Origin of the sequence: Streptomyces rhizosphaerihabitans, assembly GCF_025399795.1 — a bacterium.
GTDB lineage: Bacteria > Actinomycetota > Actinomycetes > Streptomycetales > Streptomycetaceae > Streptomyces > Streptomyces rhizosphaerihabitans.
In genome coordinates this window covers 294748-313463 of the sequence record NZ_JAODTZ010000004.1, presented here as the reverse complement: position 1 = coordinate 313463, position 18716 = coordinate 294748, and the positions used below count along the sequence as shown (strand labels likewise).

Here is an 18716-nt window from a genome sequence, read left to right as displayed (position 1 = left end):
CGCGGTGTGGGTTCCGGCTCGCGGAAGGCGGTGGCGACGGGCTTCTCGCCGCTCTCCATGGCCCGCACCGCCGCGAGCAGGTCCGCGGCCGTGCCGCTGAGTTTGGCCCCGGCCTCGATCGGCGCCTGCTTCTCGGCCTTTCGCCGCTCGATCCGCTCCCGCTCCACGCGCTGGGCCGCCAACTCGGCAGCCGCCTCTGACAACTGGGCGGCGCCTTCGGTGGTTCCGGTCCCCGCGTCGGCGGCCTCCGTACCGTCGGCGGCCTCCGCGTCAGTGCCCGCGCCGGTGTCTGTGTCCGTGTCCTCGTCCCCGGAGACGTTCCGGTCCCCGGAGCGCGCGTCCGCGTTGTCCGCGTCCTCGCCCCTGCTCTGCGGGGCGTCGGCGGCCGTGTCCGCGCCCGGCGTCCCCGGCTCCGCGTCCTCCGTGGTCTCGGGCTCCGTGCTCACAGCGTGCTCCAGTCGTGATCGGGATAGTGGTGCACCGGGGCCGACACGTCGTCGAGCGCCCGGCAGATCTCGTCAGGAAGACTAAGGGTCTCCACTGACAACGCGGCCGTGAGCTGCTGCGCGTTGCGCGCGCCGACGATGGGGGCGACGACCCCGGGCCGGTCGCGGACCCAGGCGAGCGCCACCTGGAGCGCGGTCACCGCGAGCCCGTCCGCCGCGGTCGTCACCGCCTCCACGATGCCGCTCGCCGTGTCGTCGAGATACGGCGCGACGAAGGGCGCGAGGTGTTCCGAGCCGCCCCGGGAGTCGGTCGGCGTCCCGCCCCGGTACTTGCCGGTGAGCACGCCGCGCCCGAGCGGCGAGGAGGGCAGCAGGCCGATCCCCAGGTCGAGGGCGGCGGGCAGCACCTCCCGCTCGACGCCGCGCTGGAGCAGGGAGTACTCCATCTGCGTACTGGCCAGCCGGGTGCGTATCCCGGGCGCCGCGAGCTGCCAGGTGGCGGCCTTGGCGAGCTGCCAGCCGCAGAAGTTGGACACGCCCGCGTAGCGCGCACGGCCGCTGCTGACGGCCAGGTCGAGGGCCTGGAGGGTCTCTTCGAGAGGCGTGTCGGGGTCGTAGGCGTGCACGTGCCACAGATCCACGTAGTCCGTGCCCAGGCGGGCGAGCGAGGCGTCCAGGGCCGACAGCAGATGGCTGCGCGAGCCGTCGAAGCGGCGGTCCGGGTCGCGCACGCTCCCCGCCTTCGTCGAGATCACCAGGTCCCGGCGCGGAACGAGCCCCTCCATGAGCTGCCCGAGGAGGTACTCGGCCTCCCCGTCCCCGTACACGTCCGCGGTGTCGACGAGGGTCCCGCCCGCTTCCCAGAACGTCTTCAAGAGGTCCGCGGCGTCATGCTCGTCGGTGTCCCGCCCCCAGGTGAGGGTGCCGAGTCCGATCCGGGAAACACGCAGGCCGGTACGGCCGAGATGCCTCTGCTCCATGGACGCCGAGATTACTGTCCGGCACCGGCCGTGTGGGGGCCTGTGGACAACGGAAATCTCACCGATCGCCGCACGTGACGACGGGTGGCGCGGGCCGGCGTCCGGCACCCGCCCGCGCGGGCCCACGCCACGGGCGGCGCCGGCCGTGGGCGAGGGGCGGTGCCGGCCGGCGCGGCAGCCCCCGCACCCGTGCCGAGAAGGCGAACGTGCCGCTCCCCGCCCGGGGCGCCCGCACGCTAGGGTCTCGGGCACAAGGGACGTTACTGATCGGTAAGGGGAATCGGCCATGCAGCTCGGCATCAATCTCGGCTACTGGGGCGCCGGAATGGACGCGGACAATCTCGCCGTCGCCCAGGAGGCCGACCGGCTCGGATACGCCGTCTGCTGGGCCGCCGAGGCCTACGGCTCCGACGCGGCCACCGTGCTCAGCTGGGTCGCCGCCCAGACCGAGCGCATCGACGTCGGTTCGGCCATCTTCCAGATCCCGGCCCGCCAGCCCGCGATGACCGCGATGACCGCCGCGACGCTGGACTCGTTGTCGGGGGGCCGCTTCCGCCTCGGACTCGGCGTCTCCGGGCCGCAGGTGTCCGAAGGCTGGTACGGCGTCAAGTTCGACAAGCCGCTGGCCCGCACCCGCGAGTACGTGGAGATCGTGCGCAAGGCGATGACGCGCGAGCGGCTGTCGTTCGAGGGCGAGCACTGGACCCTGCCGCTGCCGGGCGGTCCGGGCAAGCCGCTGAAGCTGACCGTGCACCCGGAGCGCGAGCACATCCCGCTGTACATCGCCGCGATCGGCCCCAAGAACCTGGAGCAGACCGGCGAGATCGCGGACGGCGCGCTGCTCATCTTCCCCTCGGCCGAGCACCTCGAGGACACCGCGATCAAGTACCTGCGCGCGGGCCGCGAGAAGGCCGGGAAGACGATGGAAGGGTTCGACGTCTGTCCGACGCTTCCGCTCGCCCTCGGCGCCGACAAGGACGTCACCGCGCTCGCCGACATGTTCCGCCCGTACACCGCGCTGTACGTCGGCGGTATGGGCAGCCCCAAACAGAACTTCTACAACCAGCTCGCCCAGCGCATGGGCTACGAGAAGGAAGCCGCCGAGATCCAGGGCAAGTACCTGTCCGGCGACAAGGAGGGCGCGGCCGCCGCCGTCCCGCACGAGCTGATCGACCAGACGACCCTGCTCGGTTCGGTGGACCGCATCGCCGACCGTATGAAGGCGTACGCCGCCGCCGGGGTCACCACGCTCTCGCTGGCCCCCGCGGGCTTCACGCTGGAGGAACGGATCGCCTCGCTGCGGGCCGGCTCCGACGCTCTGGAGCGGGCCGGACTCGCGTAACGCGGCAGAACGGCACCGGGAGTTCTGCGGCCGTGGTGGGGGCTCGGGGGTCTTCCCCGCCACGGCCGTCACGGGGAACAACGCGCCGACGGCCCCTTGGTTACGCGCCCGGGTCCGTCTCGTCGTCCATCGTTCGGTGGATTTGTCCGACACATCGGTTGCCGGGGCGTGAACATCCCATTTGACTCGTTTTCTGCACAACTCTGCAGAGAGGGTGTCAATGATGTTGTCCGCCAAGATCCTGTTCCGGGAGATCCTCGACAACGACGAGTCGTACCGGCTCTTCTGTTCCATCGCCGCCAGCGGGGAGTCGCAGGGCGGCTGGGAGAACGCCCGGATCGCCGCACTGGTCCCGGCGGGCGAACGCGAGCTCGCTCCCAAGATCGCCCGGCACGGTGCCGACGAGGACAAGCACGGGCGGATCTTCAACGCCCTCATGAAGAAGCGCGGCCTCGAACCGGTCGAGGTCCCGCCCGACACCGACTACACGATGCTCCTGGAGCGGCACGGCATCGGTCTGGCACACGACAAGCTCAAGGGCGACCAGCAGCTCACCGTGCGGGACATCGTCACCTATCTGGCCCACAGCCGGGTCACCGAACAGCGCGCCTCCGAGCAGATGGACCTGCTGCGCAGGCACTTCGCCGACCACCCCGACATCGGCCGCGCGGTGAAGATGATCTCGGCCGACGAGGACAACCACCTCGCCTACTGCCACGAGGAACTCCTGCGCTTCGCGTACGCCGGCCACGGCCGTGCCATCCAGCGGACCCTGCGCGAGTGCGCCCTCGCCGAGATCCGCGTCTACCGGGACGTCAGCCTCGCCGTGATGGCCCACATGGGGCGCCTCCTCGGCTGGTCCAGGGCCAGGGCGGTCGTGCTCGCCGCAGGCATTCACGCGGTGTACGCCTACGAGCGGGCCGCGGGCTGGCGCCGGATGGTGTCCCTGAAGATGCCCGAGCGGCGCGGCGCGCTGAACGGCCCCACCACGGCACCGGAATTCGCCTGAACCGCCCGCGGACCTACAGCCAGCCCCGCCGCTTGAAGAGCCGGAACAGCGCGATCTCCAGGACGACCATGCACACGATCACCGCCGGATACGACCACACCCAGTGCAGCTCGGGCATGTGGTCGAAGTTCATTCCGTAGATCCCCGCGATCATCGTGGGGACCGCCGCCATGGCCGCCCACGCTGAGATCTTCCGCATGTCGTCGTTCTGCCGCACGCTCATCTGCGCGAGATGCGCCGAGAGGATGTCCGACACCAGCCGGTCCAGACCCTCCACGGACTCGTTGACCCGCAGCAGATGGTCGTTCACGTCACGGAAGAAGGGCTGCGCCCTGCCCTCCAAGAACGGCACGTCCGCCCCCTTGAGACCCGAACCCGAGAGCCGGGCCAGCGGCACCGCCAGCGGGACCGTGGCCCGGCGGAACTCCTGCACCTGCCGCTTGAACGCGTAGATCCGCGACGCGGTGTTCCGCGAGCCGCCGAGCTGCGGCGAGAAGACCTCCGCCTCCAGCTCCTCCAGGTCGGTGCCGAGCTCGGTCGCCACCTCCAGGTAGTGGTCCACCGCGGCGTCCGCGATCGAGTAGAGCACCGCCGTCGGCCCGTGCCGCAGCATCTCGGGGTCCGACTCCAGGCGCCGCCGGACCGACGCGAGGGGCGACTCCTCGCCGTGCCGCACGGTCACCACGAACGAGTCGCCGACGAAGACCATGACCTCGCCGGAGGTGACGGTGTCGCTCTCCGGCTCGTACGACACCGGTTTGAGGACCACGAAGAGCGAGTCCTCGTACACCTCCAGCTTGGGACGCTGATGGGCCTTGAGGGCGTCCTCGACCGCCAGCGGATGGAGCCCGAACTCCTCCGTGACCAGGTCGAACTCCTTCTCCGTGGGCTCGTGCAGACCGATCCACACAAAAGAGTCGCCCCCGGCACGGCACTGCGCCAGGGCGTCGGAGAGGTCGTCGGGGCCCTCCGTCCGCCGGCCGTCGCGGTAGATGGCGCAGTCGACGATCACGGAGCGCATTCTCCTTTCGTTGTGGCCCCGCCGCACAGCGGGGGCCGCTTTCCACAGGGCCCGCCGGCTTCGCGGGCCGTCCGTTTACGCTGGGCCGCATGCCCACCCTGATCCTTGTCCGGCACGGACGTTCCACCGCCAACACCGCGGGACTGCTCGCCGGCTGGACGCCCGGCGTCGCCCTCGACGAGCGAGGCACCCAGCAGGCCGCGGCCCTGCCCGGCCGGCTCGCCGGGCTGCCGATCGCCGAGGTCGTCACGAGCCCGCTCCAGCGCTGCCAGGAGACTGTCCAGCCGCTGCTGGAGGCCCGCCCCGAGGTCTCCGTGCACACCGACGAGCGTATCGGGGAGGCCCACTACGGCGACTGGTCGGGCCGCAAGCTCGCCGAGCTCAAGGACGAGCCGCTGATGGACGTCGTCCAGGCGCATCCGTCCGCGGCCGCGTTCCCGGGCGGCGAATCGATGCGGGCCATGCAGACCCGGGCCGCCGAGGCCGTACGCGAGTGGAACGCGCGCGTGGAGCGCGACCACGGCGCCGACGCGGTCTACCTCATGTGCTCGCACGGCGACATCATCAAGTCGCTCGTCGCCGACGCACTCGGACTTCATCTCGACCTCTTTCAGCGGATCTCCGTAGAACCGTGTTCCATCACAGCGATCCGTTACACCAGGCTGAGGCCCTTTCTCGTGCGTCTCGGGGACACCGGTGATTTCGCCTCCCTGGCGCCGCACGAGGAACCCCCGAGCGGTGACGCTCCGGTCGGGGGCGGTGCGGGCGCACCGTGATCGTCGGCCGCAGTAGGGTGAAGCGGTCGAACCAGCGCAGTAGTTGTCAACCCGTTCTCAGCCGATGCGGGCCCGGCGAGGTCAGCCGGCCCCATGCCGATTCAATGGAGACAGGACGTGTCCCGTCAGGTGTTCCTCTACGACCCCCCGGACCGTTTCGTGGCCGGTACGGTCGGGTTGCCCGGACGCCGTACCTTCTTCCTGCAGGCGACCTCAGGACCCCGGGTGACGAGTGTGGCCCTGGAGAAGACCCAGGTCGCCGCCCTCGCCGAACGGATGGACGAGCTCCTCGACGAGGTCGTCCGGCGCACCGGGGGCAGCGCCCCGGTGCCGGCGATGGCCTCCGCCGAGGTGTCCGACACCGCGCCCCTCGACACACCCGTGGAGGAGGAGTTCCGGGTCGGCACCATGGCGCTGGCCTGGGACGGTGACGAGCAGCGCATGATCGTCGAGGCGCAGGCCCTCGTGGAAGTCGAGGCGGAGTCCGACGAGGACCTCGCCGAGGCCGAGGAGCGGCTGCTCCAGGACGAGGAGAACGGCCCGCCGATGCTCCGGGTCCGGCTCACGGGCGTTCAGGCCAGGGCCTTCGCCAAGCGTGCACTCGACGTCGTCAACGCCGGCCGGCCCCCGTGCCCGCTGTGCAGCCTCCCGCTCGACCCGGAAGGACACGTATGTCCGCGCCAGAACGGATACCGCCGCGGAGCGTGACGACCGCCGAGCTGCTCGCCCGGGGCGAGCTGAAGGTACGCGGACGGATCCGCGAGGCCTCGAACGCGGTGCTGTACTGCTCCGTGTCGTACGAGGGCCGCGAGGCGTTCTGCGTGTACAAACCCGTCGCCGGGGAGCGGCCGCTGTGGGACTTCCCCGACGGCACGCTCGCCCAGCGGGAGGTCGCGGCGTACGAGGTCTCCGAGGCGACCGGCTGGGGGCTCGTTCCCACCACCGTGCTGCGCGACGGGCCGTACGGCGAGGGCATGTGCCAGCTGTGGATCGAGGCGTCGGCCGAGAACGACGGGGACGGGCTCCTCGCGCTCGTGGAGGGCGAGGAGCCGGCCGAGGGCTGGAAGGCGATCGGCTTCGCCGAGGTCGGCGAGGGCGAGACGGCCCTGCTCGTGCACGCGGACGACGCCCGGCTGCGGCGGCTCGCCGTCCTCGACGCCGTGATCAACAACGCCGACCGCAAGGGCGGCCATCTGCTGCCCGCGCAGGAGGGCCGCCTCTACGGCATCGACCACGGGGTCACCTTCAACGCCGAGAACAAGCTGCGCACGCTGCTGTGGGGCTGGGCGGGGGAGCCGCTGACGGCCGAGGCGCTGGACGTCCTCGCCTCCCTGCGCGACGCTCTGGCGCCGGGCGCACCGCTGGCCACCCGCTTGGCCGAACTGGTCACCACCGTCGAGACCGACGCCACGCGCGCGCGGGTCGAGGCGATGCTCTCCTCCGGGAAACACCCGGAGCCGAGCGGGGAATGGCCCGCGATTCCCTGGCCGCCGGTGTAGCGCGGCGGCGGCCCCCGGTTCGGCCCGGCGGGGCGCGTCCGCACCGGGCGGGGAACCGCGCAAGAGGTCTTCCCGGCCAACAGGTGCTGCCCGGTTCGTATACGGAAGTCCCGTCCGGTTAGGCTCATGACATGTATGCCTGGCCCGCTTCTGAGGTCCCCGCCCTGCCTGGTGAGGGCCGCGACCTCCGGATCCACGACACCGCGATCGGGGGGCTCGTCACCCTCGACCCCGGTCCCGTCGCCCGTATCTACGTCTGCGGCATCACGCCGTACGACGCCACCCACATGGGACACGCGGCGACCTACAACGCGTTCGACCTCGTGCAGCGTGTGTGGCTCGACACCAAGCGGCAGGTTCACTACGTCCAGAACGTGACGGACGTCGACGACCCGCTGCTGGAGCGCGCCGAGCGCGACGGCATCAACTGGGTGGGACTCGCCGAGAAGGAGACCGCCCTCTTCCGCGAGGACATGACCGCCCTGCGGATGCTGCCGCCGCGCCACTACATAGGCGCCGTCGAGGCGATACCCGGCATCGTGCCGCTCGTCGAGCGGCTGCGGGACGCCGGAGCGGCGTACGAACTCGAAGGCGACGTGTACTTCTCCGTCGAGGCCGACCCCGACTTCGGCAAGGTGTCGAACCTGGACGCCGCCACGATGCGCCTGCTCTCCGCGGAGCGCGGCGGCGACCCGGACCGGGCCGGCAAGAAGAACCCCCTCGACCCGATGCTGTGGATGGCCGCCCGCGAGGGCGAGCCGAGCTGGGACGGCGGCTCACTGGGCCGCGGCCGGCCCGGCTGGCACATCGAGTGCGTCGCCATCGCCCTCGACCACCTGGGCATGGGCTTCGACGTCCAGGGCGGCGGTTCCGATCTCGCCTTCCCGCACCACGAGATGGGCGCCTCGCACGCACAGGTGCTGACCGGCGAGTTCCCGATGGCCAAGGCGTACGTCCACGCCGGCATGGTCGCGCTGCACGGCGAGAAGATGTCGAAGTCCAAGGGCAACCTCGTCTTCGTGTCCCGGCTGCGGCGCGACGGGGTCGACCCGGCCGCCATCCGTCTCGCGCTGCTCGCGCACCACTACCGGTCCGACTGGGAGTGGACGGACACCGTCCTCGAAGAGGCCGTCGCGCGCCTGGAGAACTGGCGGGCCGCGGTGTCCCGGCCCGACGGGCCGGCCGCCGACGCGCTTGTCGAGGAGATCCGCGCCGCGCTCGCGGAGGACCTCGACGCACCGGCCGCACTCGCCGCGGTCGACCGCTGGGCAGCGCTCCAGCACGAGAGCGGCGGCACGGACGAGGGTGCCCCGGGCATCGTCTCGCGGGCGGTCGACGCGCTCCTCGGCGTCGCCCTGTAGTACCTCGTCCCGCCTGTTCCACCGGGAGCGGCGGGACATACGGGTGCCGGGCGGAGATTCTCCGCCCGGCACTGTCTACTCCGCCAGAACTCCCTTCCCTACTTGGTCACGATGACGGACTGGACGGCACCGGTGCCGGTGTCGTAGATCCCGTAGACCTGCTGCCCGTAGGCGAAGGCCTTCTGGACCACGTCGTGGGTCACCTGGTTGGGATTGACCAGCCTGCGCCAGGCGTTGTCGATGAACAGGTAGAGGGCCTGCGGCTGGCCGGGGAGCGCGGTGACGACGTCCTGGAAGTGCTGGGCCATGCCGATGGCCAGGGCCCGGGTCTCGACGGCGCTCTGCAGGATCAGCGGCTCGCCCTGCTGGATCTGCTGGTGCTGCTGCTGGCCGCCGGGCTGCTGGATCTGCTGCTGACCGCCGAGTTGCTGGAGCAGTTGCTGGAACGGCTGCTGCTGACCGAGCTGCTGGAGCTGCTGCTGCAGGTGCTGCGGAACCTGCTGGCCGATCTCGTGCCGGCCGAAGGGCTGCTGCATCTGCTGCCCGATCGGCATCTGCTGCGCGACGGGCATCTGCTGCCCGAACGGCTGCTGTTGGCCGATGCCCTGCTGCTGGTACGGCGACGTGCTCGGGTACTGCTGCTGTCCCTGCTGGCTCATCTGCGGGATCGTGCTCATGCGGGGTGCCACCTTCCATCAATGGTTGGTTGCGTTCCGTTTGGGTCTGTTGAGGTCCGTTGTGGGCCCGTTGCGGTCCAGGAGGACCAGGTCCTCAGCCCGTGACGACCAGGCCGACGATCTCGTCGTCCGAGAACCAGACCCGTACATCGGGCCGTCCCCCCGCGAAGGCGGAGTGCACCGCCTGACGGATCTCGGAGGACGGGTTGTTCAGGTTGCGCCAGGCACCGGACACGTACAGCCGGAGCCTCGGCGGGAGTTCGCGCGGATACGGCAGCAGCTCGTCCCAGTACCGTTCGGCCTGGCCCGAGCCGACCGCCTCCGGCAGCAGATGGGTGACCGCCGCCTTGATGTCCGGCCGGCTGCCGATCCGCTGGGACGCGGGCCGGCCCGGTGCGTCCTGCTGCGGGGAACCCGTGGCCCGCAGCACCGCGCGCGCACGCTCCGAGGACATCGGTGCCTGGCCGGCCGCCTTGAGCATGCCCTGCAGCGCGGCCAGTGCGCCGACCACCACCGGGGAGGCGGAAGAGGTCCCGGAGAACGTGTCCGTGTACCAGGCGATCTCCTCGGCGCCGCCCTGCAGATCGCCGGGCCGGTCCCAGAAGCCGCCGGTGGTCGTGACCTCGCGTCCCCAGCCCTGCGCGTCCACGCGCGCCCCGTAGTTGGAGAACGCGAGCCGTGAACGGTCCGGGCCGTGGTCGCGGCCGTGCGTGCCGGGCGGCGGTGCGCCCGCGCCGACCAGGATCGCTCCGGAGGACTGGTTGGAAGGGTTGAAGGGGTTGCGCCACCACTCGGGGAACTCCCCGGGACGGCGTTCGTACAGCGCGTCGTCGAGCGATTCGGCGCCGTTGCCGGCGGCCGCCACCACGAGGATGCCCCGGGCGGTCGCGTACTGGATGGCCGCGAAGTTGTCGGGCCACCATTCGAGCGGTATGTAGCCCGCCTGGCTGTCGCGCTCCTCGAAGTCGAACCGGGGCCCCGGGGCGTGCAGTTCGACCAGGATGATGTCGCCGGGGCTCAGCCGTTCCGCCGCCGCGTGGATCGCCGCGGCCGTTCCGATGCTCTGGAAGGACGCGGCCGCGGTCACGGCGTCCGGCACGATTCCGGTGATCCCGTGCTCGTTGCGGTCGCCGCCGATCACGCCGATGACGGCGGTGCCGTGGTTGCGCCAGGCGAGGTCCGTGTGAGGCGTGCCGACGACGACGCCGGCGAGTTTCGACGCCAGGTCCTCATGCCCGAGCTGCCAGGCACCCTCCACGTCGATCACGGTGACGCTCTGGCCCGAACCGCCCGGCCGCTGCCAGGCCCAGTACGCGTCGACGCCCTCGGGTGCCGGGCGCAAGTAGCCCTGGCGACTGGTGAAGTCGGGGGTGACGGGCGCCCCTTCCTTCTGCCGCTGGCTGTCGTCGGCGCTCCGGCCGGTCCACGGCGCCGGTCCCTGCGAGGCGGGAACGGCACCGGGCTTCACATACGCCGTGTCGATCTCCGGCAGCGCCGCGATCCGTGCGCGCAGTTCCTGGGCGCGGCTCTCCACGCCGCGCACCCGGTAGAAGAGCGCGAGGTCGGGCCCGCTCCCGGTGCCCGTCGCCGCGGACTGCTGGAGCCGTTCCTCGCTGCCGAACAGCGGCTCCAGGGCGAGCTGTTCGTCACTGAGGAACATGTTGAGGGCCGATACGTCGGCGCCGGCCGCCGAGCGGACGCCCTCGGCCCGTGCACGCAGCCGGGCCTCCGGACGTGCGACGACGATCAGCTCCTGCTCGGCTCCTCGGTAGGTGAATCCCGCTCCGTCGGGCCCCGGCCCGGACGTTCCCGGGCCCTGCGCCGGCTGTACCTGGTCGGTCATCGCGTACCGCTCCCTTCGATCCCTGGGGTGCCGGTCCATGCGTGTGCCGTTCGTTGCGTGTGCCGTTGTCGTGCCGTGTGCTGTCCTCCGGTCGGCGCCGAGTGCCATGTCCCGTTGCCGGGCGGCGCCTTCGGGGCACAACCTGGCACGCCCACGGCTTCCCGTCCACCCCGTCTTGGCCAACTTGGTTTGAGAACAAGTTGAAAGGGGAACCCTGTGCAATCCGTCTTGAAAGAGATGTCACGGCGTATTCACGCCAAAGGCCACGGAGGCGGATGTCATGTGGTGGGGCGACAGCGGCCGTTGACCGCCGGGAGCGCGACCGGGCGGCACCGCTGTGGGCGTGATGGGCGGTCCGGCGTCGGCCCCGACGGCCGGAAGGGGCGGCACGCTCGACGCGTGCCGCCCCTTCCGGATCGGTCCGGGTGGCCGGGTTCTCGGAGTCAGTCCCCGTAGCCCAGTCCCCGTAGCCCAGTCCCCGGAACTCAGTCCTCGGTGGAGTCCGACGGGCCGGAGGGATCCGAGTGATCGGAGGAATCCGCCGCGTCCGAGGGGTCCGACGTATCCGCGGACTCCGGCGCGCCCGGCGCCTGCGACGCGTCCGAGGTGCCCTTCGACGTACCCGAAGGGTCCTTGGGGCCCTTTGAGCCCTTGGAGCCGGGCTCGCGGCCCCGGGCCTCCGTGTCGGTGCCGTCGGCGGGCTCGCCCGGCTCCTCGTCCGACCCGGTGTCGGACTCGGGGCGCTGCGTCAGCGGCGGCCGGGTGCGGCCGCCGGGAGTGTCGCGGAGGTACGAGGCCGGCTCGCCGCTCTCCGTCGCGTGGCCGCCGGCCCCGGCCGTCGGACCGCCGCCGTCCCTGCGGCGCAGATAACGCTCGAACTCGCGGGCGATCGCCTCACCGGACGCCTCCGGCAGCTCGGCGGTGTCCCGGGCCTCCTCCAACGTCTGCACATACTCGGCGACCTCGCTGTCCTCGGCGGCCAGCTGGTCGACGCCCAGCTGCCAGGCCCGCGCGTCCTCGGGCAGCTCGCCCAGCGGAATGCGCAGGTCGATGAGGTCCTCCAGGCGGTTGAGCAGAGCCAGCGTCGCCTTCGGATTGGGCGGCTGCGACACGTAGTGCGGTACGGCCGCCCACAGCGACACGGCCGGTACGCCCGCGTGCGTGCACGCCTCCTGGAGGATGCCGACGATGCCCGTGGGGCCCTCGTACTTGGTCTCCTCCAGGTCCATCGTGCGGGCCAGGTCGGAGTCGGAGGTGACTCCGCTGACCGGCACCGGACGGGTGTGCGGGGTGTCGCCGAGCAGTGCGCCCAGGATCACCACCAGTTCCACACCCAGTTCGTGCGCGAACCCGAGCAGTTCGTTGCAGAACGAGCGCCAGCGCATCGACGGCTCGATGCCCCGGACCAGTACGAGATCGCGGGGCTTCTCGCCGCCGATCCGCACCACCGACAGACGCGTGGTCGGCCAGGTGATCTTGCGGACGCCACCGTCAAGCCACACGGTGGGGCGGTTCACCTGGAAGTCGTAGTAGTCCTCGGCGTCCAGCGCCGCGAACACCTCGCCCTTCCATTCCCTGTCCAGATGCGCGACCGCGGCGGAGGCGGCGTCGCCGGCGTCGTTCCAGCCTTCGAACGCGGCCACCATGACTGGGTCGATCAGCTCGGGAACCCCCTCCAGCTCGATCACCCAGCGCCTCCTTCCGATGTGCCCTTGCGTACGCCTCAACCTTACGGCGTGCCGAGGGGGCCTCCGTAGCCCCCTTGCGCGGGGGAGTGAACGGATCACTGCCCCGTCGGAGGCCCGGAAACACGCGTGCCCGCCACCCCGGGTCCACGCGCAGTCGTCCGAGCTGTCCATGGCCAACTTGCCCGGGTACCGGTGACGTTGCCGGTACCCGCACCACAGGCCGGATGACCGGGAGAGATCCGATGTTCCGGAAGCGATCCCGCGGCTGGAGAGTGGATCTGAGCCAGTGCTCCGCACTCGCGATGTGCACCGTCGTCCAGGACCGGGCCGCCCCGGCGTCCCCATCGCGCAGGGCGGACAGGACGGTGCGGTGCTCGCGCATCGTGCGGCCGGCCGTGTCCTCCTGGGTCGGACCGCGCCGGACGGAGGCCCGGCTGGTGGGTCCGGACAGGCTCTCCGGCAGCGAGCACAGCACCGAGTTGCCCGAGGCCGCCGCGATGCCCCGGAGGAAGTCCAGCTCGCAGGCGACGAGTTCCGCCACGAACGGATTCGGACGGGGTTCTGGAGGCTGAACGGGTGAGCGTGCCGGGGACCGCGCGGTGCCGGCGCATGCGTGAGGGGCGGCACCCCCCCCGTGGGAGCCGCCCCTCACCCGACCGTGGGCGCCTACTTCTCGTCGAGCAGGTCCTGCACCTTGCCGCGGACGTCGTCCGTGGCGAGACCGCGGATCGTCAGCGTCGTACGGCGGCGCAGCACGTCGTCCGCCGTCTCGGCCCACTCGTTGTCCCGGGCGTAGACGACCTGCGCCCAGATCTCCGGGGCGTCCGGGTGGACGCGCTCGCCGAGCGCCGGGTTCTCGTTCGCCATCCGGGCGATGTCGAAGGCCAGTGAGCCGTAGTGGGTGGCCAGATGCCTGGCCGTGTCGGCGGCCATGCGCGGGCCGGGCGCCGGGCCGTCCACCAGGAGGCGGTGCGCGACCGCGCGCGGGTTGGCGACACCGGGAAGCGGCAGCTTCCTCGGCAGCTCGGAGATCGGCTCGAAGTCCTCGCCCAGCGGGCTGCCCGGCAGCGACTCCAGCTTCTTCATGACCGTACGGCCGATGTGCCGGAAGGTGGTCCACTTGCCGCCCGCGACGGACAGCATGCCGCCGCGGCCCTCCGTGACGACCGTCTCGCGCTTGGCCTTCGACGTGTCGCCGGGGCCGCCCGGCAGCACCCGCAGACCGGCGAAGGAGTACGTGATCAGGTCGCGCGAGAGCTGCTGGTCGCGGATGGAGAACGCGGCCTCGTCGAGTATCTGGGCCGTGTCCTTCTCGGTGACCGAGACGTCCGCCGGGTCGCCCTCGTACTCCTCGTCGGTGGTGCCGAGCAGGAGCATGTCCTCCCACGGGAGCGCGAAGGTGATGCGGTACTTGTCGATCGGGGTGGCCAGCGCCGCCTTCCATGGGGAGGTGCGCTTCAGGACCAGGTGCGCGCCCTTGGACAGGCGTATGGAGGGAGCCGCGTCCGGGTCCTCCAGCTTGCGCAGGTGGTCGACCCACGGGCCGGTCGCGTTCAGCACGAGCCGGGCGTTCACGCCGAACTCGTCGCCGGACAACCGGTCCCGCAGCTCCGCGCCCGTCACCCGGCCCCGGGTGAAGCGCAGGCCCGTGACCTCGGCGTGGTTCAGGACCGCGGCGCCGGACTCGACGGCCGCGCGCACCGTCATGAGGGCCATGCGGGAGTCGTTCATCTGGTCGTCGCCGTACACGGCCACGGCCTTGAGATTGTCTGTGCGCAGCTCGGGCACGTCCTGCGCGGCCTTCGAGGGGCTGAGCAGATGACCCACGCCGTCACCGAAGGCCGACAGGGCGGAGTAGGCGAAGACGCCCGCTCCGAGCTTCGCCGCGCCGTGCGGCCCGCCCTTGTACACGGGGAGGTAGAACGTGAGCGGGTTCGCCAGGTGGGGGGCCACCTGACGGGAGACCGCACGGCGCTCGAAGTGGTTCTCCGCCACCAGCTTCACCGCGCCGGTCTGCAGGTAGCGCAGACCGCCGTGGAGAAGCTTGGAGGAGGCGGAGGAGGTGGCGCCGGCGAAGTCACCGGCGTCGACCAGCGCCACCCGCAGCCCGGACTGCGCGGCGTGCCAGGCGGTGGAGATGCCCAGGATGCCGCCGCCGATGACGAGGAGGTCGTACGTTGCCTTGGAAAGCTGCTCCCGGGCCTCGGCGCGGCTCGGGTTGGAGCCGGAGGCCGGGTGCGTACCGAGGGCAGGCACGGACTGCAGGGTGGGCTGGCTGGTCATTGCGGGTTCTTACTCCTCGTCAGTTCTCGTCTTCGATCCAGCCCATGGTCCGTTCGACGGCCTTGAGCCAGCTCTTGTACTCACGGTCGCGGACGTCCGCGTCCATGTTGGGGGTCCATTCCGCGGCCCGGCGCCAGTTGGCGCGCAGGTCCTCGGTGTTGGTCCAGAAGCCGACGGCGAGGCCGGCGGCGTAGGCGGCGCCGAGGCAGGTGGTCTCGGCGACCATCGGGCGCACCACGGGGGCGTCCAGGACGTCGGCCAGGGTCTGCATCAGCAGGTTGTTGGAGGTCATGCCGCCGTCGACCTTGAGCGCCGTGAGCTCGACGCCGGAGTCCTTGGTCATGGCGTCGCTGATCTCACGGGTCTGCCAGGCGGTGGCCTCCAGGACGGCGCGCGCGATGTGCGCCTTGGTGACGTACCGGGTCAGGCCGGCGATCACACCGCGGGCGTCGGGACGCCAGTACGGGGCGAACAGACCGGAGAAGGCCGGTACGACGTAGGCGCCGCCGTTGTCCTCGACCGAGGACGCGAGCGTCTCGATCTCGGCGGCGGACTTGATCAGGCCCATCTGGTCGCGCATCCACTGCACCAGCGAGCCGGTGACGGCGATGGAGCCTTCCAGGGCGTAGACCGGCTCCTGGTCGCCGATCCGGTAGCCGACCGTGGTCAGCAGGCCCGAGTACGAGTTGATGATCTTGTCACCGGTGTTCATCAGCATGAAGGTGCCGGTGCCGTAGGTGGACTTGGCCTCGCCCTCGGAGAAACAGGTCTGGCCGAAGAGGGCCGCCTGCTGGTCGCCGAGCGCGGAGGCGACCGGGATGCCGCCGAGCAGGTCGCCGAGCGGGCCGCCGGTGACCTCGCCGTACACCTCGGCGGAGGAACGGATCTCGGGCAGCATCGCCAGCGGGACGCCGATGGACTCGGCGATCTTCTCGTCCCAGGCCAGCGTGTGCAGGTTCATCAGCATGGTGCGGGAGGCGTTGGTGACGTCGGTGACGTGCTTGCCGCCGTCGACACCGCCGGTCAGGTTCCAGATGACCCAGGTGTCCATGGTGCCGAACAGGATGTCCCCGGCCTCGGCGCGCTCACGCAGGCCCTCGACGTTGTCGAGGAGCCAGCGGGCCTTGGGACCGGCGAAGTACGACGCGAGCGGCAGGCCGGTCTCGCGGCGGAAGCGGTCCTGCCCGACGTTGCGGCCGAGTTCCCGGCACAGGGCGTCGGTGCGGGTGTCCTGCCAGACGAGCGCGTTGTGGACGGGCTCGCCGGTGTTCTTGTCCCACAGCAGCGTGGTCTCACGCTGGTTGGTGATGCCGATGGCCTTGATGTCGTCGCGGGTGATGCCGGCCTTCGAGATGGCTCCGGCGACGACTTCCTGGACGTTGGTCCAGATCTCGGTGGCGTCGTGCTCGACCCAGCCCGGCTTCGGGAAGATCTGCTCGTGCTCCTTCTGGTCGACGGAGACGATGCGCCCGTCGCGGTCGAAGACGATGCAGCGGGACGAGGTGGTGCCCTGGTCGATCGCGGCGATGAAGGGGCCGGCGGTGTGTGCGTCGGTCACGGTGTGCTCCTGGTGTCCGTCGGAGAGGGGCTGTTTACGGCGCGGTGCTTCAAAGCGGTGCTGTGCGGCTCGCGGCTCAATGGGGCGCGGCTTCCAAGCGTGCTGGAGCGGGGGCTCCTAAGCGAAGGCGACGTTGTATATGCCTGCTGCGATCGCGCCGCCGATGAGCGGACCGACGACCGGTATCCAGGCGTAGCTCCAGTCGGAACCACCCTTGTTGGGCAGGGGGAGCAGGGCGTGCACGATGCGCGGCCCGAGGTCACGGGCCGGGTTGATCGCGTAGCCGGTGGGGCCGCCGAGCGAGAGACCGATGCTCACCACCACGAAGGCGGTGATCAGGGCGCCCAGGGTGCCCAGGCCGTTGCCGTTGTCGTTCAGGCCCTGCGTGAGGATCGCGAGGATCAGGACGACGGTGCCGATGATCTCGGTGGCGAGGTTCTGCACGATGTTCCGGATCTCGGGACCGGTGGAGAAGATGCCGAGCACCGGGCCCGCGCCGGTCTCCTGGGCCTCGACGGCCTTGGTCCTGGTGGCCTGTGCACCCGGACCGCCGACGATCTCGCGGTCGGTGAGGTGCGCGAGGAACTGGCCGTAGTAGGCGACCCAGACCAGCGCCGCACCGATCATGGCGCCGAGCAGCTGCCCGCCCCAGTAGGTGGCGAGGTTGCTGTAGTCGTCGTCCTTGATCGCGAGCGCGAGTGTCACGGCCGGGTTGAGGTGAGCGCCGGAGAGCGGCGCCGAGATGTAGACCGCGGTCATGACCGCGAAGCCCCACCCGAAGGCGATGGCGAGCCATCCGGCGCCTCGCGCCTTGGAGGCCTTCAGCGTGACGGCGGCGCACACGCCACCGCCCAGCAGGATGAGAACGGCGGTACCTATGGTCTCGCCGATGAAGATGTCGGAGCTGGACACCCGCGACTCCTTTGTCCTTCGTCCAGGGGAAGCCGAACCCCGGGTCCCACCGGTGGTTCGTGCTCTCGGGGAGTGAGAGCGGTCTCGGCCCTGGCATTGCCACACCCTAACGCGTATTGCCGGTAGGTGTTCGACAATGTCGACCGATGGACGGGAGTCTTGCTCTCGTGTCAGCAGCCCGTCAAGGGCTGGGTTATCGAAAACACGATCGTTATTGATTGCTGTGTGCTATTGATGCGTCGTCGCTGGTCCGAGGGCATGACGAAGGCCGGGAAGCATGCGGCTTCCCGGCCTTGACTCCTGTGAACCCCGGACCTCTTCCGGTACGGACCCCGAACCCGCCCCGAAGGGACACCGGACCCCTGTGCGCGCAACCGCCCGTCCAACGGGGTGCGCGTCGGAACCGCCCGTCGAACGCTGTACGCGTCAGAGCGGCCCGTCGAACGGCGTTCGCGTCAGAACCGCCCGGCGCCCAGGTCCCGCGACACCGCGCGGGCGCAGTCCCGTACGGCGGCGATCAGGTCCGGGCGCAGCTCCTCGTCCTTGCACACCCGCTCCACGGCCCCGGTGATGCCCACCGCGCCGACCGGCATCCGCCGCCGGTTGTGGATCGGGGCGGCGACCGAGGCGACACCCGTCCAGGTCTCCTCGATGTCGTCCGCGTACCCCCGCGCGCGCGTCACGTCGAGGACGCCCTCGAAGTCGTCCAGTTCGCTGATCGTCCGCGGGGTGAACGCCTTGCGCTCGACCTCCAGGACCTCGCTGTGCGCCACCGGGTCGTACGCCGACAGCACCTTGCCCAGGGCCGTGGAGTGCAGCGGCTGCATCGCCCCCACCTCCAGCACCTGACGGCTGTCGTCGGGCCGGAAGACGTGGTGCACGATCAGCACGCCCTGCTGGTGCAGGACACCCAGATAGACGCTCTCGCCGCTGGAGCGGGCCAGATCGTCGGTCCACACCAGGGCGCGCGCCCGCAGCTCGTGCACGTCGAGATAGGTGGTGCCGAGGCGCAGCAGCTCGGCACCCAGCTGGTAGCGCCCGGAAGCACTGTCCTGCTCGACGAACCCCTCCTGCTGGAGGGTGCGCAGGATGCCGTGGGCGGTGCCCTTGGCCAGGCCCAGTGAGGAGGCGATGTCCGACAGGCCGAGCTGCCGCTCGCCGCCCGCCAGCAGCCGCAGCATCGCCGCTGCCCGTTCGAGCGACTGGATGTTCCGTGCCATCGCCGTGCTGCCTCCGTCCCCTTCGACCGCCGGCGTGCGACTGCCCGCTTCCGTTCGGCAATGTCGAACACTACCGGTCGTCACCGAGCACCCGCCAATGG

The 18716-nt window shown here is 70.9% G+C and carries 15 protein-coding genes and 2 pseudogenes; 6 read left to right on the top strand and 11 right to left on the bottom strand.

Annotation, left to right across the window (positions count from 1 at the left end; all coding sequences use genetic code 11):
• Positions 1-446: pseudogene (locus N4G66_RS06365) on the bottom strand (DNA helicase RecD); the annotation flags it as partial.
• Complete coding sequence (locus tag N4G66_RS06360) at positions 443-1426, bottom strand: aldo/keto reductase (RefSeq protein WP_261702953.1); 984 nt, start codon at positions 1424-1426, stop codon at positions 443-445. The pseudogene N4G66_RS06365 and the gene N4G66_RS06360, both read right to left, overlap by 4 nt.
• A gap of 286 nt (positions 1427-1712) precedes the next feature.
• On the opposite strand from N4G66_RS06360, the gene N4G66_RS06355 reads away from it, so the two are divergent.
• Positions 1713-2768: an LLM class F420-dependent oxidoreductase gene (locus N4G66_RS06355; protein ID WP_261702952.1), complete on the top strand. Its 1056-nt coding sequence runs from the start codon at positions 1713-1715 to the stop codon at positions 2766-2768.
• Positions 2769-2991: 223 nt separating this feature from the next.
• The gene (locus N4G66_RS06350) at positions 2992-3777 is read left to right on the top strand and encodes a ferritin-like domain-containing protein (protein WP_261702951.1); all 786 of its coding nucleotides are present in this window, start codon (positions 2992-2994) and stop codon (positions 3775-3777) included.
• Positions 3778-3790: 13 nt separating this feature from the next.
• Here N4G66_RS06350 and corA read toward each other — a convergent pair whose 3' ends face one another.
• Positions 3791-4789, bottom strand: a complete 999-nt coding sequence (gene corA / locus N4G66_RS06345; protein WP_261702950.1) for a magnesium/cobalt transporter CorA — start codon at positions 4787-4789, stop codon at positions 3791-3793.
• 98 nt (positions 4790-4887) lie between these two features.
• Between corA and N4G66_RS06340 the strand changes: the two genes are divergently transcribed.
• The 4 genes from N4G66_RS06340 (at position 4888) to mshC (ending at position 8434) form a co-directional block, all read left to right on the top strand.
• Positions 4888-5574, top strand: coding sequence for a histidine phosphatase family protein (locus N4G66_RS06340; RefSeq protein WP_261702949.1), 687 nt, complete (start codon positions 4888-4890; stop codon positions 5572-5574).
• 117 nt (positions 5575-5691) lie between these two features.
• Entirely contained in the window at positions 5692-6282 is a 591-nt protein-coding gene (locus N4G66_RS06335) for a DUF3090 domain-containing protein (protein ID WP_261702948.1), read from the top strand.
• The gene (locus N4G66_RS06330) at positions 6246-7073 is read left to right on the top strand and encodes an SCO1664 family protein (RefSeq protein ID WP_261702947.1); all 828 of its coding nucleotides are present in this window, start codon (positions 6246-6248) and stop codon (positions 7071-7073) included. Before N4G66_RS06335 ends, N4G66_RS06330 begins: the two co-directional genes overlap by 37 nt.
• 131 nt (positions 7074-7204) lie before the next feature.
• Complete coding sequence (gene mshC, locus N4G66_RS06325) at positions 7205-8434, top strand: cysteine--1-D-myo-inosityl 2-amino-2-deoxy-alpha-D-glucopyranoside ligase (RefSeq protein ID WP_261702946.1); 1230 nt, start codon at positions 7205-7207, stop codon at positions 8432-8434.
• Between the two features lie 98 nt (positions 8435-8532).
• Here the strand turns inward: mshC and N4G66_RS06320 are convergent, their stop codons facing one another.
• The 8 genes and pseudogenes from N4G66_RS06320 to N4G66_RS06285 form a co-directional block, all read right to left on the bottom strand.
• Entirely contained in the window at positions 8533-9111 is a 579-nt protein-coding gene (locus tag N4G66_RS06320; RefSeq protein WP_261702945.1) for a hypothetical protein, read from the bottom strand.
• Between the two features lie 94 nt (positions 9112-9205).
• Positions 9206-10954: a S8 family peptidase gene (locus N4G66_RS06315; protein WP_261702944.1), complete on the bottom strand. Its 1749-nt coding sequence runs from the start codon at positions 10952-10954 to the stop codon at positions 9206-9208.
• A gap of 485 nt (positions 10955-11439) precedes the next feature.
• Positions 11440-12642: a PAC2 family protein gene (locus N4G66_RS06310; protein ID WP_261702943.1), complete on the bottom strand. Its 1203-nt coding sequence runs from the start codon at positions 12640-12642 to the stop codon at positions 11440-11442.
• 268 nt (positions 12643-12910) lie between these two features.
• A pseudogene (locus tag N4G66_RS06305) lies at positions 12911-13189 on the bottom strand (FadR/GntR family transcriptional regulator); the annotation flags it as partial.
• 119 nt (positions 13190-13308) lie between these two features.
• Positions 13309-14925 (bottom strand): glycerol-3-phosphate dehydrogenase/oxidase, encoded by a 1617-nt coding sequence (locus tag N4G66_RS06300; RefSeq protein ID WP_261702942.1) that lies wholly within the window; start codon positions 14923-14925, stop codon positions 13309-13311.
• Positions 14926-14944: 19 nt separating this feature from the next.
• A complete protein-coding gene (gene glpK / locus N4G66_RS06295) occupies positions 14945-16483 on the bottom strand; it encodes a glycerol kinase GlpK (RefSeq protein ID WP_261702941.1) in 1539 nt (512 codons plus the stop codon).
• Positions 16484-16600: 117 nt separating this feature from the next.
• Complete coding sequence (locus tag N4G66_RS06290) at positions 16601-17395, bottom strand: MIP/aquaporin family protein (RefSeq protein ID WP_261702940.1); 795 nt, start codon at positions 17393-17395, stop codon at positions 16601-16603.
• A gap of 455 nt (positions 17396-17850) precedes the next feature.
• Positions 17851-18615: an IclR family transcriptional regulator gene (locus N4G66_RS06285; protein ID WP_261702939.1), complete on the bottom strand. Its 765-nt coding sequence runs from the start codon at positions 18613-18615 to the stop codon at positions 17851-17853.
• Positions 18616-18716: the final 101 nt, after the last annotated feature.

Excerpts from the sequence above, each read along its gene's own strand:
- N4G66_RS06320 (WP_261702945.1), bottom strand. The coding sequence starts at position 9,111 with ATGAGCACGATCCCGCAGATGAGCCAGCAGGGACAGCAGCAGTACCCG.
- N4G66_RS06355 (WP_261702952.1), top strand. The coding sequence starts at position 1,713 with ATGCAGCTCGGCATCAATCTCGGCTACTGGGGCGCCGGAATGGACGCG.
- mshC (WP_261702946.1), top strand. The coding sequence starts at position 7,205 with ATGTATGCCTGGCCCGCTTCTGAGGTCCCCGCCCTGCCTGGTGAGGGC.
- N4G66_RS06360 (WP_261702953.1), bottom strand. The coding sequence starts at position 1,426 with ATGGAGCAGAGGCATCTCGGCCGTACCGGCCTGCGTGTTTCCCGGATC.
- N4G66_RS06350 (WP_261702951.1), top strand. The coding sequence starts at position 2,992 with ATGTTGTCCGCCAAGATCCTGTTCCGGGAGATCCTCGACAACGACGAG.
- N4G66_RS06315 (WP_261702944.1), bottom strand. The coding sequence starts at position 10,954 with ATGACCGACCAGGTACAGCCGGCGCAGGGCCCGGGAACGTCCGGGCCG.
- N4G66_RS06285 (WP_261702939.1), bottom strand. The coding sequence starts at position 18,615 with ATGGCACGGAACATCCAGTCGCTCGAACGGGCAGCGGCGATGCTGCGG.
- N4G66_RS06300 (WP_261702942.1), bottom strand. The coding sequence starts at position 14,925 with ATGACCAGCCAGCCCACCCTGCAGTCCGTGCCTGCCCTCGGTACGCAC.
- N4G66_RS06340 (WP_261702949.1), top strand. The coding sequence starts at position 4,888 with ATGCCCACCCTGATCCTTGTCCGGCACGGACGTTCCACCGCCAACACC.
- N4G66_RS06330 (WP_261702947.1), top strand. The coding sequence starts at position 6,246 with ATGTCCGCGCCAGAACGGATACCGCCGCGGAGCGTGACGACCGCCGAG.